At 44.4% G+C, this 16,473-nt stretch carries 11 protein-coding genes; 4 read left to right on the top strand and 7 right to left on the bottom strand.

Going from position 1 to position 16,473, the window contains the following annotated elements; all coding sequences use genetic code 11:
• Positions 1-49: 49 nt before the first annotated feature.
• Both SIO70_RS03495 and SIO70_RS03500 read left to right on the top strand, forming a co-directional pair.
• Positions 50-3,094: a SusC/RagA family TonB-linked outer membrane protein gene (locus SIO70_RS03495; protein ID WP_320579470.1), complete on the top strand. Its 3,045-nt coding sequence runs from the start codon at positions 50-52 to the stop codon at positions 3,092-3,094.
• Positions 3,095-3,104: 10 nt separating this feature from the next.
• Positions 3,105-4,499 (top strand): SusD/RagB family nutrient-binding outer membrane lipoprotein, encoded by a 1,395-nt coding sequence (locus SIO70_RS03500; protein WP_320579472.1) that lies wholly within the window; start codon positions 3,105-3,107, stop codon positions 4,497-4,499.
• Positions 4,500-4,544: 45 nt separating this feature from the next.
• Here the strand turns inward: SIO70_RS03500 and SIO70_RS03505 are convergent, their stop codons facing one another.
• On the bottom strand, positions 4,545-5,246 hold the full coding sequence (locus SIO70_RS03505) for an SIMPL domain-containing protein (RefSeq protein WP_320579474.1): 702 nt from the start codon (positions 5,244-5,246) through the stop codon (positions 4,545-4,547).
• 93 nt (positions 5,247-5,339) lie between these two features.
• On the opposite strand from SIO70_RS03505, the gene SIO70_RS03510 reads away from it, so the two are divergent.
• Positions 5,340-7,277, top strand: coding sequence for a lectin-like domain-containing protein (locus tag SIO70_RS03510; RefSeq protein ID WP_320579476.1), 1,938 nt, complete (start codon positions 5,340-5,342; stop codon positions 7,275-7,277).
• 85 nt (positions 7,278-7,362) lie between these two features.
• Here SIO70_RS03510 and mfd read toward each other — a convergent pair whose 3' ends face one another.
• On the bottom strand, positions 7,363-10,737 hold the full coding sequence (gene mfd, locus SIO70_RS03515; protein ID WP_320579478.1) for a transcription-repair coupling factor: 3,375 nt from the start codon (positions 10,735-10,737) through the stop codon (positions 7,363-7,365).
• Between the two features lie 103 nt (positions 10,738-10,840).
• Here mfd and SIO70_RS03520 point away from each other — a divergent pair, with 103 nt between their 5' ends.
• Positions 10,841-11,566, top strand: coding sequence for a ferredoxin--NADP reductase (locus tag SIO70_RS03520; RefSeq protein ID WP_320579480.1), 726 nt, complete (start codon positions 10,841-10,843; stop codon positions 11,564-11,566).
• A gap of 113 nt (positions 11,567-11,679) precedes the next feature.
• Here SIO70_RS03520 and SIO70_RS03525 read toward each other — a convergent pair whose 3' ends face one another.
• The 5 genes from SIO70_RS03525 to SIO70_RS03545 form a co-directional block, all read right to left on the bottom strand.
• On the bottom strand, positions 11,680-13,110 hold the full coding sequence (locus SIO70_RS03525) for a glycine--tRNA ligase (RefSeq protein WP_320579483.1): 1,431 nt from the start codon (positions 13,108-13,110) through the stop codon (positions 11,680-11,682).
• Positions 13,111-13,147: 37 nt separating this feature from the next.
• Positions 13,148-14,098, bottom strand: a complete 951-nt coding sequence (locus SIO70_RS03530) for a YihY/virulence factor BrkB family protein (protein ID WP_320579485.1) — start codon at positions 14,096-14,098, stop codon at positions 13,148-13,150.
• Positions 14,099-14,123: 25 nt separating this feature from the next.
• Positions 14,124-14,450 carry a nucleotide pyrophosphohydrolase gene (locus SIO70_RS03535; RefSeq protein WP_320579486.1) on the bottom strand — a complete coding sequence of 109 codons (327 nt, stop codon included), beginning with the start codon at positions 14,448-14,450 and terminating at the stop codon, positions 14,124-14,126.
• Between the two features lie 153 nt (positions 14,451-14,603).
• The gene (gene dtd / locus SIO70_RS03540; RefSeq protein ID WP_320579488.1) at positions 14,604-15,056 is read right to left on the bottom strand and encodes a D-aminoacyl-tRNA deacylase; all 453 of its coding nucleotides are present in this window, start codon (positions 15,054-15,056) and stop codon (positions 14,604-14,606) included.
• Between the two features lie 15 nt (positions 15,057-15,071).
• Positions 15,072-16,343, bottom strand: a complete 1,272-nt coding sequence (locus tag SIO70_RS03545; protein WP_320579491.1) for a hypothetical protein — start codon at positions 16,341-16,343, stop codon at positions 15,072-15,074.
• Positions 16,344-16,473: the final 130 nt, after the last annotated feature.

Genomic DNA, 16,473 nt, shown 5'->3' on the forward strand with positions numbered 1-16,473 from the left:
TATAGGGAGTTTTATTTCATCTAAAAAACCAATTTCTAATCTCCGTTGTATGAAGAAATTCTCATATTACCTGTCAGCCTTGCTGGCGGGCTTGCTATTTAGTGCCCTTACCTTTGCGCAAAGCAGGGTGATACAGGGAACAGTGACCGATGAAAACTCACATCCGCTAAGCTTTGTATCAGTTAACATTAAAGGGACCAACAAAGGAGTTGTCACTGACAAAAACGGGGTCTTCTCACTGGAAGTCGCACCCAATGCCACCCTCATAGTAAGAGCCGTAGGCTTCCTCACCAAAGAAGTGGGTACAGGCACCGGCCATTCTCTCACAATTACCCTGGCTGAAAGCGCCAGCGACCTCAATGAAGTTGTGGTGACCGCACTGGGTGTAAAGAAGGAAAAACGTAATCTTACGTTCAGTTCACAGGAAGTGAAGAGCGATGAAATTCTGCGTGCCAGGGAGCCTAACATTGTGAACACGCTCACCGGCAAAGTATCCGGTGTACAGATAACCAACTCATCCGGAATGCCCGGTAGTTCTGCCCGTATTGTAATCCGTGGCATTACCTCCCTAACGGGTGAAAACCAGGCATTAATTGTAATGGATGGTGTTCCTATTAACAATGATGAAACAGATAATCCCAACGATGGTGGTCCGGGTTCTAACAGGCTTTCCGATATTGATCCGGGTATTATTGAGAGTATAAATGTGTTGAAGGGAGCTGCAGCTACAGCATTATATGGCTCTGCCGGAGCAAGGGGCGTGGTCCTCATTACCACTAAAAGGGGCGGAGACAACCGTAAACCAACAGTTATGCTTACCTCCGGTCTTTCATTTGAAAATGCTTACTTCCCAGATCGCCAGATGACTTATGCGCAAGGTACTAATGGCATCTATTACGACGGGGAAACTGCTTCTACCAAAACCAGTACGTCATGGGGTCCACGTATGGACACGCTGAAGGTCAATGGAGCTAAAGTACCTTTTCACAATCAATTTAAGGAATTTTTCCGCACAGGTGTGAGTACCAACAATACTGTTTCGGTAGAAGGAGGAAATGCCAGTTCGAGTTATTATTTATCTTATTCTTACTTTAATCAGCAGGGGACTATTCCAGCTACCGATTATACCAGGCATAGCCTGTTTGCCAAGTATACCACTAAAATTTATGAGAAACTGACAGGAACGTTCCAGATTACTTATAGCTCAGTTAAAAACCATCGTATGCCAGAAGGTTATGGCCTTGAGAACCCGCTTTGGACAGTATATGCTGCCCCGGTTTCCTACAACTTAAAACCTTACCTGAATGATGATGGAACCCAGCGACTCTATCGCTATAGCCGAAACAACCCTTACTGGGTACTTGACAATGTACTTAATACGACCATCGTTAACAGGTACCTGCCTGTTCTGACATTTGTATATGCACCTACTGACTGGCTTTCCGTTACAGAGCGTATGGGGGCAGATATGTATGGAGATCAGTTGCAGTACCATGTAAATATGAATGATATCACTTACACTACTGGCCTGATACAGTCCAAACATAGCACCTTTCGTCAATTTAACCATGACTTCATTGTACAACTAAAAAAGCAATTCACATCTAAGGTAAATACGAGCCTGCTGTTGGGAAACAACGTCTATTCCAACTACTCAGATTATATGCAGGCTATTGGTAAAGGGCTGGCAAAAGCTGGCTATTACAATATGGCCAGTGCTTCTTCGGTAACTTACACTGAATCGCAGGCGATGGTTAGAAAAATAGGCTTTTATGCACAGGGAGAACTGGATTATAACAGAACCGTAATTCTTAACCTGAATGGCAGGTATGATGGTAGTTCTGTTCTTTCTGCCAGCAACAGGTACTATCCTTACGGCTCTGCCGCCGCTGCATTTATTTTTTCAGAAGTGATACCTGAAAAAGTTAAAAAGACGATCAATTTTGGTAAAGTCAGGGCTTCCTATGCCATCGTAGGTAATGATAATGTCAGTGCTTATACGACAACGACTCCTTACTACCAGGCAACTATTTATGGAGATGTAAGCAGTAACCTGACATTTCCTTACAATGGACAAAATGGTTTTCTGATTAGTAGCAAACTTGGTAATGCCAACCTAAAAAATGAATTGCAGAAAGAACTGGAATTTGGATTAGAAATGAAATTCCTCAATAACAGACTGGGTTTTGAAACATCGTGGTTTGACCGTAAAATGTCTGACGGACTGGTAGGTGGTATTGCACTTCCTAACTCTACCGGGTACGCGTCGACAACGATCAACTCTGCAAGGATGGAAACAAAAGGCCTGGAAGTATTGCTAAATGTCACCCCTGTGAGAACAAAAGATTTTAGCTGGGATGTAACAATGACCTACACTAAAATGAATTCAAAGGTTCAGGAAATTGGGGCAGGACTTGATCAGACAAGCATCGGCAGTACATGGGCAATAGTTGGACAACCCTGGGGAGTATTGAAAGGGACCAAATATGCGAGAACTTCAGATGGTCAGTTACGCATTAATGCATCCGGTCTTCCCTATTCGGATGATAACAGTAATATTCTCGGAAATACTACGCCAGACTGGCTGGGAAGTATCACCAACCAGTTTCATTATAAACAATTTGGTCTCAGTTTCTATTTTGATACAAGACAGGGAGGACAACTTCAAAACTCAGACGATGGATATAACTTGTATTATGGTGTATCCAAAATTACTGAAGACCGGGCGGACAGGGTCGTACAAGGTATAAGTGATGCAACCGGCCAGGCAAATACTGTTTCCGTAACTGCTCAAAAATATTATCAGCAGGTAAGTGGTATCACAGAAGCGGTGATACAGGATGCATCTTATATTAAACTCCGTAATGTAAGCTTGTCATATAACATAGGTCAAAAAGCTTTAAGAAGTTTACCTTTTAAAAATGCCAGCATCGTACTGACCGGCCGTAACTTATGGATCCACAAATCTTCTTCATTTACTGGTGCTGATCCCGAAGCGAATTCATGGGGCAACGGTAATAGCAGTGTAGGTCTTTATTCCTTCACCGCGCCAACTTCCCGCTCTTATGACTGCACCATCAAACTTACTTTTTAAAATATTGAACATGAAAAAAACATTCATCATATTGACCATTTTCACGGGATCACTGCTGGCTGGATGTAAAAAATATCTGGATGTAAATGATAATCCAAATCTTCCGGGATCGGTCTCTGAATCCTTGTTACTGGGTCCGCTGGAAGCCGGCGCGTCGGAGTATATTGCAAATGGCAACGCATCAGTATTGGTCAATCAATGGATGCAAAATTGCGTTCCAAATCAGCCTTTGCCTAATACTGCCAATTACCTGGTTACCACTACGACATTTGATGACTACTGGAATTCCTTTTATGTTATAGAGCTGAACAATCTGCATATTTTAAATGTGCAGGCATTAACTAACGGGAATAAGATGTATGCAGGAATAGCAAAAGTACTAACTGCATATACACTTGGTAATGCCACAGACCTTTGGGGAAATATTCCCTACTCGAAATCTTTCAATGGTACAGATATCAGCACCCCTACCTTTGATTCACAGGAAAGTATTTATTCAGCCATCCAATCAATGCTGGATAGCGCCATTACAGAACTCGCTACTGGTGAAGGATCCACTCCCGGAGCTGATGATTATTTTTATAGCGGAGATATGAGTAAGTGGATTAAAATGGCTTATACTCTTAAAGCCAGGTATTATATGCATCTCACTAAAGCTTCCGGTCATACGGCTGCTACACAGGCGTCTCTCGCCCTGGAAGCGCTGAACAATGGTATGAGCAGCAATGATGATGACTGCTATTTCCCTTACACAGGAACTGAAACCTCATCCAGCCCATGGTATCTTCATTTCTTTAACACGACTACGCTTGTATTAGCTTCACATTATGTTGATTCACTTGTATCACATGCAGACCCTCGTCTTCCTCTTCTTGTAAGTAAGGCATCAAATACAGGACTTTATACAGGCAACGAAATTGGATCCGGAGCAGGAAATTTAAACGACTATTCTGTACCTGGTAGTTTCTATGGCGACATTGCCTCTAATGGGTATGTGTTGAATGCAGCAGAAGCTGATTTTATAAAAGCAGAAGCAACTTACATTGTGTCAGGATACGCAGCAGCACAGCCTATTTACAGGAAAGCGATCGTGGATAATATGGTAAAGGTAGGAGTGGATACAAGTAGCACTGCTGCACAAACTTATCTTTCAAAAAGAGGAACATTGTCAGCAACAAATGCGATGCAATTAATTATTGAAGAGAAGAATATTGCGAATAATTTTTCTACTGAAAACTGGGTAGATTGGAGAAGGACGGGGTACCCTGTGATATCGCTGATTGCGAATGACAATATCACTAGTTTGCCTCGCAGGTTTTTATATCCGAATAGTGAGATCTCTACGAATGGCGCAAATGTGCCTTCAGTGAAACTAACAGATCGTGTGTGGTGGGATGGAGAATAATAAAATTAAAAGGAGCCAACCCCATAGTGGGGTTGGCTATATTGCTTACTGAATAGCGAAAACCGCTTTTACATCAGCTGTCACTTTAATAGTGCGGTAGTCAATATTCGTATCAGCAACAGCATAATCTTCTGATTTAAACGCCCTGTTCATAGTCGCATTGGCATACACAGGGAAAACCACATTGACATTATTTTCATTTACCTGCATAACTCCGCCTATTTTTTCCCCGATCCCTTCCAGCATTACATTTGCTTTATTTTTAGCAGCCTGCAATGCTTTTATTTTTACCTGCAGACGATATTCATCCATTTTGCTGGATGTCGCTTCACTGATATATACATTGGTAATACCTGCATCATCTATTGCATCAAAAATGGTGTTCACTTTTGTGAGACTGGTTACTTTCAGTCTGAATTCTTTTGACGCATAGAAATCTGCATCCTTTTTTTTCTTTCTCCACCACTGGTCGCCCGAAATGTTGGCAATGGTCAGATTTTCGGCTGGGATGCCTGCTTTTTCAACGGCTTTGGTCAATTGCTGTTCCAGTGTGGAAATGTCTACTTTGTTATTCTTATCTTTCTGATATTCCTGCAGCGTGATGTTCAGGTAAATGATATCCGGGGTGATCTCCATTTCGGCAGTACCGTCCACAGTGATACTCTTCGTTTTTTTATCATTCGTATCCTGCGCAAATCCAGTGATCGCCATTCCTACAACCAGCAGTGTTAATAATATCTTCTTCATAATGTTCCGTTTTTTCTTTCATGATGCAGGGGAAATATCAAATTCCATAAAAGGGGGGAAAGTTTTTACTATATTTAAGAATTCCAACTTTTTATGTCAACGTCCACGGGGTTCATTATGGTACTGTTTTGCCTGCCGCTTTTTGCTAATGCACAGGTTCAGACGCCTTATATTCTAAATGGCAGCGCTACACAACGTACCTGTAACTGTTATGTGCTGACTCAGGATGTAAATACCTCGAGCGGGACCGTGTGGAATAAGAACCAGGTTGACCTCCGCAATTCCTTTGACTATTATTTTGATGTGAACCTGGGTTGTAAAGACAGCGATGGTGCCGATGGCATTGGCTTTATCCTGCAAACAAAAGGAACGAACCTGGGTGCTACCGGGTCGGGTATCGGGTTTCTGGGTATCAGTCCTTCTTTAGGGATTATTATTGATACCTGGCAGAATGAAATTGACCATGATCCTTACTACGATCATGTGGCGATACAGATGAATGGAGTGACGGATCATAATGCTGTCAATAACCTGGCTGGACCGGTGACGGCCCTGGAAGGGAACGATAATATAGAAGATTGTAACTGGCATATATTCAGGATAAAGTGGGATGCGGTAACCATGCAGATGACAGTGAGTATGGATGGAGCATTGCGACTATCATTGCAGAAAGATATTGTGCAGGAAATTTTCAATAATAGCCCCCTGGTGTATTGGGGATTTGCAGGGTCTACGGGAGGAGCATATAATGTGCAACAGTTTTGTGCAGCGCTCAGACCGGAGTTAGCATTTAAGGATGATCAGCGGTTTTGTATAGGCGATCCGATCTTGTTCAGTGATTCATCCAGGTCCTTTGGTACGATTACAAGATGGTTGTGGGATTTTGGAGATGGCACTACGGCAACTGTATCGCAACCGGGAGAGCATCATTATGCAAAACCGGGTGTATATGATGTGACAATGGTGATTGAGGATAATAGTGGATGCATTTCGGATACCATGCACCAGCAGGTGACGATCGGGACTTATCCGATTGCAGAGATGTCTGCCGATCCATTGTGTTTGGGACGACCACTAAATATCAAAGATGCAACGACGCTGGAAGTGGGAACATTGACAGCATGGAACTGGGAGTTGAATGGACATACGGATAGCGGGAAGAATATTGTAGCTGATTTTACTACGCCAGGTACCTATCCGGTGCATTTGTCCGTGTTGACAAAAGAGGGATGTAGTGATGATACAATACAAATGCTTTCTGTGTATAATACACCTGTGATTAGTGCAAGTGGGAATGATGCGTGTATAGGGGATGCCATTGATTTTTCGGGTACGAATCTTACACCTGCCATTGCATTAGCAGGCTGGCATTGGACATTTGGAAACGGAGATACCTCCACCCTGCAGGATATCAGTTATGTGTATAAAACAGGAGGGGTATATACAGCGGGGGTATATGCTGTGAGCAGGGATGGGTGTTTGTCTGATTCATTCTGGCTACCAGTGAAGATAGTTGATATTGCATTGGATGCCGGGCGCGATACGCTGATTGCGAAAGGGCAACCCTTGCAGCTGAATGCAGTGGCGACAGGAGATAATTTAAGTTATAGCTGGTCGCCGGCTACAGGGTTGAATGATGTGATGATTGCAGATCCTGTGGCAGTGTTGTTTCAGGATGTGAAATATGTATTGACGGTGACTTCACCAGAGGGATGTGTACAGGTGGATAGTTTGGCTGTGAAGGCATATACGGGACCGGAATTTTATGTACCAAGTGCTTTTTCACCGAATCATGATGGGCAGAATGATTTGTTCAGGGCAATATCGCCGGGCGTACCTCAGCTGGATTTTTTATGTGTGTGGGATAGATGGGGGAAAGAGGTGTTCAGGACGAGTGAATTAACAGGTGCATGGGATGGCACTTTTAAGGGCCAGGATTCGCCTGTTGGGACGTATGTATACATGATACAGGGAACTGATTATACAGGGCATAAATTCAGCCGGAAAGGGACTGTTACGTTGATAAGATAAAAGACCAATCCCCGGAGTTTTGCCTTCGGCAAAACTCCGGGGATTGGTGGGACTGTCCTTGCGGACGGCTTAAATATTTTATTCCTTATGACCTTGCATCTTCCATATTTTTCAGGAAATTATACAGATCATTCATGTTAGTAATTTTAGTTGCTACTAACATAAAGTTCGTACCTAACTGTTTCAGCTTCGCATTGTTCACCCTTGTCTGTACATAGTTCAATATATGATCAAATGTAGGCGATGTAAAGTAAGGCGAATCCGGGTTGTTGATAAAGTAACAACGTAATGTCTCATTCTTCATCATCATCTTCTCAAAACCTAACTTAATCGCCATCCACCGACAACGCACCAGGCATAATAGTTCCAATACCGGTTCAGGCAATGGACCGAATCTATCTTTCAGTTCTTCTTCAAATGCAACCAGCTTACTTTCCAGCGTGATATTATCCAGTTCCTGGTACAGGTTCAAACGCTCCTGTATGCTTTCTACATAACTATCAGGAATGAGTATTTCAAGATCTGTATCGATGGTACAATCGCTTACATAATCTTTCTTCTCTTCCAGCTGTTCTTTAAAGAGATCTTTGAATTCATTTTGTTTCAGTTCGCGGATCGCTTCGTCCAGGATCTTCTGGTACATATCAAATCCGATATCTGACATGAAACCACTCTGCTCACCACCTAACAGGTTACCGGCACCACGTATATCAAGGTCGCGCATCGCAATCTGGAAACCGCTACCGAGTTCACTATGCTGCTCCAGCGTTTGCAAGCGCTTACGGCTGTCAGCAGGCAATGTACTCATGGGTGGCGCCAGCAGGTAACAGAATGCCTTCTTGTTACTACGCCCAACACGACCACGTAACTGGTGCAGGTCACTTAATCCAAAGTGATGTGCATTGTTGATGATGATGGTATTTGCATTTGGAATATCCACACCGCTCTCCACGATGTTGGTACATACCAGTACATCGTACTTACGATCGATGAAATCAAGGATCACTTCTTCCAGCTGATGACCTTCCATCTGCCCGTGCGCAGTAGCGACAGACAAGTCAGGACATAAGCCTTTAATGAGACTGCTGATCTCGCCTAAACCTTTCACACGGTTGTATACAAAGTAAACCTGTCCTCCTCTTTCCGTTTCGTAATAGATAGCATCGCGGATCATGTCATGATCGAATACGTGTACCTCTGTTTCAATCGGCTGCCTGTTAGGTGGCGGCGTATTGATGACAGAAAGGTCTCTCGCACCCATCAGTGAGAACTGTAATGTTCTCGGAATAGGCGTAGCCGTTAGTGTCAGTGTATCTACATTCAACTTGATGTGTTTCAGCTTTTCTTTTGCTGCCACACCAAATTTCTGTTCCTCATCGACGATCAGCACACCGAGGTCTTTGAACTTCACATCCTTGCTCAGTAAGGCATGCGTACCAACGATGATATCAATCTTTCCTTCAGCGAGTCGCTGTAGTGTTTCTTTCTTTTCTTTTGCAGATTTAAAGCGATTCAGATAATCTACTGTACATGGAAAATCTTTCAGTCGGTCTGCAAATGTTTTGAAGTGCTGGAAAGCGAGGATGGTAGTAGGTACGAGTATTGCAGCCTGCTTACCATCTACGATGGATTTGAATGCTGCACGCACTGCTACTTCTGTCTTACCAAAACCAACGTCGCCACATACCAGTCTGTCCATTGGTGCAGGCGATTCCATATCTCTCTTTACATCGGCAGTGGCCTTGCTCTGGTCAGGGGTATCTTCATAGATGAAAGAAGCTTCCAGCTCAGTTTGCAGATATGTATCCGGTGCATGCTGGAATCCTTGCTGGGCCTTGCGTGCCGCGTATAGCCTGATCAGGTCTTTAGCGATATCCTTAACCTGTGTTTTCGCTTTTTCTTTCAGCTTATCCCATGCATCACTACCCAGTTTGTTGACTTTGGGTTCCTGGCCTTCCTTGCCGGTGAACTTACTGATCTTGTGCAGGGAGTTGATGTTCACATACAGGAGGTCATTGTTCTTGTAAATGATACGAATGGCTTCCTGCATTTTACCCCCTACTTCTATCTTCTGTAAACCACTATACATACCTACACCATGGTCGATATGCGTTACGAAGTCGCCCGACTGCAATTCGCGCAGGGTCTTCATGGTAAGCGCCTTATTCTTGTTGTACGCCTGCTTTACCTTGTACTTGTGGTAACGCTGGAAGATCTGGTGATCTGTATAGCACACGAGTTTCAATGAATGATCAATGAAGCCATGGCTTACCGGCACCGGTATCGGGAAGAAAGTGAAGGTCGCTTTCAGGTCTTCGAATATGCTGCGCAACCTTTCCAGCTGGCGGGCATTTTCGGCGAAGATGAAGAGGTTGTATTTATTTTTATTGTGGGTTTCCAGGTCTTTAATCAGCATTTCAAACTGACGGTTAAAGACTGGCTGCTCCTGTGTTTCGAAGTTCAGTGGGGTAAAGTTACGGTTCGTTTCTTCCCACCACAATTTAGAACCAAAGACGATGCAGTGCCTTTGCAGGATCTGCTGCATGAGGAGATGAGCCTTTACAAAATCTGTCTCCTTCAGTTCCATCTTCTCATCTTCATCAATCCTCACCTGTTGGCCGGATTGTAAGAAAGCATCCAGCTTCTCTTCCAACTGCAAAATTACATCCTGCACATAACCCGGGTCTTTCATCCAGACTACGGTATTGGCAGGCAGGAATTCCAGCAGGGAGGTTTTCTGATGGTCCAGGTTATGGGTATCCATATTGGCGATCAGGGTTACCTGGGTGAGTTTGCGCTCACTGAGCTGGGTTTCCGGATCGAAGATGCGGATAGAGTCGATATCTTCTCCGAACAACTCTATGCGGTAAGGTTTTTCATTACCAAAAGAGTAGATGTCAAGAATACCCCCACGGAGGGCATACTGCCCCGGTTCGTATACGAAGTCAGTGAAGCTGAAGCCCCAGCTGACGAGTTTTTCCAGCAGATCGTCCACCTTGAGCACATCGCCTACCTTCAACTGGACCATGTTGGTATTGAAGGCCATGGAGGCGGCTACCTTTTCCCATAGGGCTTCGGGGTAGGTGACGAGGATCTTTTTGTGGATGCTATCGCCGGAGAACTTCATGAGGGCTTCGGTACGCAGCATGCTATGGCTGCTGTTCAGATCGCTGAACTGACCTACTTTTTTGAATGAATCCGGGAAGTAGAAAATATCGAGGGCCTGACTGAGTTGCTCCAGATCATTATGAAAATAGGCAGCCTCCTCTTTATCATTTAAAATGAACAGGTGGTTAACTGAAGACGCCAGTTCCCACGCGCCTGCCGCGATAAATGTGGGGGTGCTACCGGTTAATCCTGTAAGTTGAAAATACTGAGGATGGGACAAATGTATCCCTTTCACCAGCTGTTGCAGGCGGGTGTCGCGCTGGTATAATTGTAATACAGCCTGAATATTCATGAGGGAAGCAAAGTTACGAATTATTGGTCATTCTTTGATCTGATGAAAACGGTCGCTGGTTCAGTAAAAATTCGCGATATTTAAGTAATAAATTCCACTTAATATGCTGGACCACTGGTATACAGGTTATGTGACCCGCATTGTGCAGGAGACACATAACACGAGACGGTTCTGGATACAGATAAGGGAGCTGGAAAGATTTGATTTTAAACCCGGACAATTTGTAACCCTGGACTTACCTATTCATGAAGAGAGAAAAAAGCGATGGAGGAGTTATTCTATTGCATCGGCGCCGGATGGGTCGAATGAGTTTGAGTTGGTGATTGTGTTGCTGGAAGGAGGGGCCGGAACGACTTATCTTTTTAATGAGGTAAAGGTGGGGAGTGAGTTTCCTGTGAGAGGGCCGCTGGGGGCGTTTACGCTACCGAAGACGCTGGACAGGCAGTTGTATTTGATTTGTACGGGAACGGGGGTGGCGCCGTTCAGGGCGATGGCGCATCATATACATACGCATCAGATACCGCATCAGATGATACATTTGATTTTTGGGTGCAGGAAGGAGTGTGATTTGTTGTATGCGAAGGAATTGTGGCAGTTGGAGGCGGAGTTGGAGGGATTTAGGTATTCGCCGACGTTGTCAAGGTGTGAGGATGGGTGGACGGGGAAGAAGGGGTATGTGCATTTGATTTACGAGGAGTTGTTGGCGCTAAATAAGGAGCCGGCGTATTTCTTTTTGTGTGGGTGGAAGAATATGATTGATGAGGCGAAGGGGAAGATATTGGGGATGGGGTATGATAGGCATGATATACATCTGGAGTTGTATGGATAGAAAATAAAGTAAAAAGCGAAAAAAGGCAGGGACCGAAAGTCCCTGCCTTTTTTCGCATAGCGGGAGTTTGTGATCCGGGCGTACGCCCGGATCACAAACTCCCGCCAATATTGTTATTCGTTGATTTTGTTCAGGACGAGTTCTTTTACTTTATCCAGTGGGATTCTTTCCTGTTCCATGGAGTCGCGGTAGCGGATGGTAACGGTGTTGTCTTCCTTGGTCTGGTGGTCGATGGTTACACAGAATGGTGTACCGATCGCATCCTGACGGCGGTAACGCTTACCGATCGCATCTTTCTCTTCGTAGAAACAATAGAAATGTGGTTTACATGCATCCATCAGTTCTTTTGCTATTTCTGGTAAACCGTCTTTTTTAGTGAGCGGGAAGATCGCAAGTTTCGTTGGTGCCAGTTTAGCAGGGAAGCGCAGTACTACGCGGCTATCTTCTTTACCATCTTTGGACAGGTCTTCTTCTTCGTAAGCATTACATACGGTGAGGAGGAACATACGGTCCAGACCAATAGAGGTCTCGATTACGTATGGTACGTAGTTCTGATTGATTTCAGTATCAAAGTACTGAATCTTCTTCCTGCTAAATTCCTGATGGCTCTTCAGATCAAAGTCTGTACGGGAGTGGATACCTTCTACTTCTTTGAAACCAATGGGGAATTCAAATTCAATATCCACAGCAGCATCAGCATAGTGTGCCAGCTTTACGTGGTCATGGAATCTGTATTTGGAAGGATCGATACCCAGACTCAGGTGCCACTTCATACGCTCTTCTTTCCAGTAAGCATACCATTCTTTCTGGCTACCAGGGCGGATAAAAAACTGCATTTCCATCTGCTCAAATTCGCGCATACGGAAGATGAACTGACGGGCTACGATTTCGTTACGGAAAGCCTTACCTACCTGAGCAATACCGAAAGGTATTTTCATACGACCCGTTTTCTGCACGTTCAGGAAGTTCACGAAGATACCCTGAGCAGTTTCAGGACGGAGGTAAATTTCACTAGCCTCGTCGGTTACGCTACCTAACTGGGTAGAGAACATCAGGTTGAACTGACGTACATCTGTCCAGTTAACGGTACCGCTGACGCTACATTTTATTTTGTTGTCTTCGATCAGTTTCTTCAGACCATCAAAATCATTTTCTTTCAGCAGCAGATCCATTTTTCCCAGCAGGGCTTCACCTTCTTCTTTTGGAAGAGTATCTACATGGGCTTCGATCAGGTGATCTACTCTATAACGTTTCTTGCTGTCTTTGTTGTCGATCATTGGGTCGCTGAAATTATCAACGTGCCCTGACGCCTTCCAGGTAGTCGGATGCATAAAAATAGCCGCATCGATCCCCACGATGTTTTCATGCATCTGGGTCATGCTTTTCCACCAATAGTCGCGGATATTCTTCTTTAACTGGGCTCCATACTGGCCATAGTCGTATACCGCACTTAAGCCGTCATATATCTCACTGGACTGGAAAACGAAGCCATATTCTTTACAATGCGAAATAATCGCCTGGAATTTGTTCTGATCTGTTGCCATAATGGCGCAAATATATATAACTTTTTTGTGCCCGCTCTTATGGGGTAGGGGGCTTTTTTTCGGCAGCTTCCAGATTGGTTTCCAGTTCTACAGGTACCTCCTTTACATAGACTGCATACTCATTGGGCCTGATCTGCTCCCCATGGTATTGTACATACACCTGTGTAAACTCAGCCCCAAAGTAGAGGATGATGGCAGAGTAGTATACCCAGAGCAGGATGATCACTATACTTCCGGCCGCACCGTAAGCAGTGCCGACCTTGCTGGCGCCGAGGTAAAAGCCGATGCCAAATTTGCCTACCATGAAGAGGACGGAGGTGGTCATAGCCCCTACGATGACATGTTTCCATTTTATTTTGGCGTCTGGAAGCACTTTGAAAATGATGGCGAACAACAGGGAAATGACGCCAAAAGTAAGGCACAGGTTGATCACATACACCAATACCATGGTCACTTCGGGAAGTAAACGGGCCAGTTGTTTGCTAAATAACTCGATCAGGCCGTTCAGCGCCAGGGATACCAGGAGGATAAATCCTAAGGAGATCACCATAGAGAAGGAGAGTAGGCGGTTGATGAGTATTTTGAGTATACCGTTTTTAGGTTTGGCTTTTAGCTGCCAGATAAAATTGATAGAATCCTGGATTTCGCCGAATACACCGGTAGCGCCAAAGATCAGGGTCACGATACCCACTACGGTGGCCCAGGTAGAATCACCGGAAAGAGCGGCGTTTTTGATCATCTGCTGGATCTGAAGGGCGGCGTCGTTACCGACAAAGGAGTTGATTTGTCCGTAGATGCTGCCTTCGATAGCCTCCTTGCCCAGGAATACTTCGCATAGTGTGATGATCACTATGAGCATGGGGGCGATGGAGAAGATCGTGTAGTAAGATAAAGCGGCACTGAGTTTAAGTACCTTGTCGTCCATAAAATCGCTGAAAGTTTGCTTCAGGATTTGCCAGTATTTCTTAAAAAATCCGGGTTTCTGCATATAGTTGATTTAACAAAAAACCTGCCTAGTGTAATTTTTCATTTTCCCTGTGCCTGTTGGCATCGCGGATGTTCTTTTTCTCGAAGTTCTTTGTGAGTGCATCGGTCATGTCGATGCCGGTTTGGTTAGCGATGGTGAGGAGTACCCACATGACGTCGGCCAGCTCATCGGCGAGGTCTTTTTGAAGGTCGGAGGGTTTGGAGGATTGGTCTCCATATTTGCGGGCCATGATACGGGCTACTTCGCCGACTTCTTCAGTGAGGATAGCCATGTTGGTAAGTTCACTGAAATAACGAACGCCTACTGTTTTGATCCAGTGGTCGATCTGGTCCTGCGCTTCTTTGATAGTCATGCTTTGGAGGCTGGTGTTTGAATTTATAATTGAAAATTAAAATTGCGAAAAAATTGCTGACTCCTTCGGAGTCAGCAATTTTTTCCCGGGCGGGTGGGCCTGCGGCCGGCTTTTAGGAAAACCAATGCCTGCTGGGCTTACCTTTGATTCCTTTTATTCTTTATTTTTTGTGTCGATCAATATTGTCACGGGTCCATCGTTCAGCAGATCTACTTTCATATCAGCACCGAAAATACCAGTAGCCACTGGCTTCCCGAGATCCTGACTTAACTGCTGTATCATCTGCTCATACAATGGTATGGCTATTTCCGGCTTACTGGCGCGGATATATGATGGACGATTCCCTTTTTTTGTCGCTGCGAACAATGTAAATTGACTAACTAATAGTATGCCACCATCCACCTCTTTTACCGACAGGTTCATCACGCCCTCCGCATCACCAAACACCCGTAGATTGACGAGTTTATTACTCAACCATGTAATGTCTTCCGCATTGTCTGCATCTTCTATCCCTAACAGTACCAGCAAGCCTGTCTGTATACTACCCGTAGTCTGGTCGTCCACGGTCACGGAGGCCCTGGTTACCCGCTGTATAACTGCGCGCATAATATAATTGTTTAGTTACTCCCTGTCTGCAATCTCCATGATATCTTCTGCTTCCAGTTCAGGATAGAAAGTCTCAATTAAGAAATAATAATACAGGTATATCAATGCAAGATAAAATATAAAGTAATCATTGAAAGCATATGCGACCGTCAATATATTCAATCCGATCACGATGTACACAAATGTCTTACCAGCAGAGAGTTTCAGGTAAGCACCTATTTTGAGTAAATATAACAATGCAAGTATACCGATCGCCACCAGCCGCAGACCTGTAGGCACAAAGAGCATGGTATAAATATTATACCCTGTGATGACGATACCCAATACGATCATTGCAATACGTGCATACCGGCGTTTTGCCTGCAGGTAGCTCGCTGCATTTTTCATATGTGTCTCTCTTTTTTCAGGTGCTAAAAAACAATAAACGGCTGCTCCAATATTCACTACGGGCAACAAATGCAGCAACAACACCCACGGGCTATAATGCCCTATAGTCAAGGATCTGCCAGTAATTACATTGCGTAGCATAATAGCCCCAACATATAAAAAGAAGATTGACGAGATCATAAAGAGAATACTCATAGGCGTAGATTCTTGCGGCATCTGTTGTCCTTCAAAAAGCATGCGTACACGGGTACTCAGGTCCCCAATACAACCCATATATGCAAAGAACAATACCATCCAAATAAAGAGGTATTCCCACCTGTTGTACACCTGTACCTTAGAGGGCAGCCGCTCCATGAAATGACGCAGACGATAACCGTTTTCTACCAGAAACAGGATGACATAATAACACAGCACTTTCATGTACAGTATGATCAATGCAGAAGACAGGTACACCACCTCTTTCAAAGTTCCGGTGAAAGGATAATTACTGCTAAAAGGATTGCCTGTCTTTGGCAGTAAATAAAATATAGCGGTCGCCAGCAGACCCGCAGAGAAATTATTCTCTATACCCATTAGGTGATAATGGGTGGTGATTGCGACAATATAAGCCGCAAACAGGTTCAGGTGACCCAGTGCCCCGGCGGCGGCAGGGTTGCTATCCGGCAAATGGTTCATGAGCATATGTTGCAGGGAAAAAGCAATGCCCGATACCAATACCATGATAAAAAAGTCCTTCCAGCGGCGGCTCACCACAAATTCCCAGCTTAGCAGAGCTGTGATTGTGAGTGTGTTGACTATATAACCCGGTGCATGTGGAACAAAAAGCAGCAGCCATGCAATGACGGCTATAATCCAGCCGGATTTCAGAACGCGGAGTTGAGCAGGGTTGAAAAATGTCATAGTCAAGGGTTTGGGTTTATGTATCAGTACATTACAGAGCGGACAACGGTTCATTTCGCGACAGCCAAACAACGCGCATTTGCCTGCCCGGTCAATGAATACTCTTAATAATTGTACCTTTATTAAATTA

The organism is Chitinophaga sancti (assembly GCF_034087045.1).
Classification (GTDB): domain Bacteria; phylum Bacteroidota; class Bacteroidia; order Chitinophagales; family Chitinophagaceae; genus Chitinophaga; species Chitinophaga sancti_B.

Coding starts and splice junctions, on each gene's coding strand:
- SIO70_RS03495 (WP_320579470.1), top strand. CDS start 50: ATGAAGAAATTCTCATATTACCTGTCAGCCTTGCTGGCGGGCTTGCTA.
- SIO70_RS03500 (WP_320579472.1), top strand. CDS start 3,105: ATGAAAAAAACATTCATCATATTGACCATTTTCACGGGATCACTGCTG.
- SIO70_RS03505 (WP_320579474.1), bottom strand. CDS start 5,246: ATGAAGAAGATATTATTAACACTGCTGGTTGTAGGAATGGCGATCACT.
- SIO70_RS03510 (WP_320579476.1), top strand. CDS start 5,340: ATGTCAACGTCCACGGGGTTCATTATGGTACTGTTTTGCCTGCCGCTT.
- mfd (WP_320579478.1), bottom strand. CDS start 10,737: ATGAATATTCAGGCTGTATTACAATTATACCAGCGCGACACCCGCCTG.
- SIO70_RS03520 (WP_320579480.1), top strand. CDS start 10,841: ATGCTGGACCACTGGTATACAGGTTATGTGACCCGCATTGTGCAGGAG.
- SIO70_RS03525 (WP_320579483.1), bottom strand. CDS start 13,110: ATGGCAACAGATCAGAACAAATTCCAGGCGATTATTTCGCATTGTAAA.
- SIO70_RS03530 (WP_320579485.1), bottom strand. CDS start 14,098: ATGCAGAAACCCGGATTTTTTAAGAAATACTGGCAAATCCTGAAGCAA.
- SIO70_RS03535 (WP_320579486.1), bottom strand. CDS start 14,450: ATGACTATCAAAGAAGCGCAGGACCAGATCGACCACTGGATCAAAACA.
- dtd (WP_320579488.1), bottom strand. CDS start 15,056: ATGCGCGCAGTTATACAGCGGGTAACCAGGGCCTCCGTGACCGTGGAC.
- SIO70_RS03545 (WP_320579491.1), bottom strand. CDS start 16,343: ATGACATTTTTCAACCCTGCTCAACTCCGCGTTCTGAAATCCGGCTGG.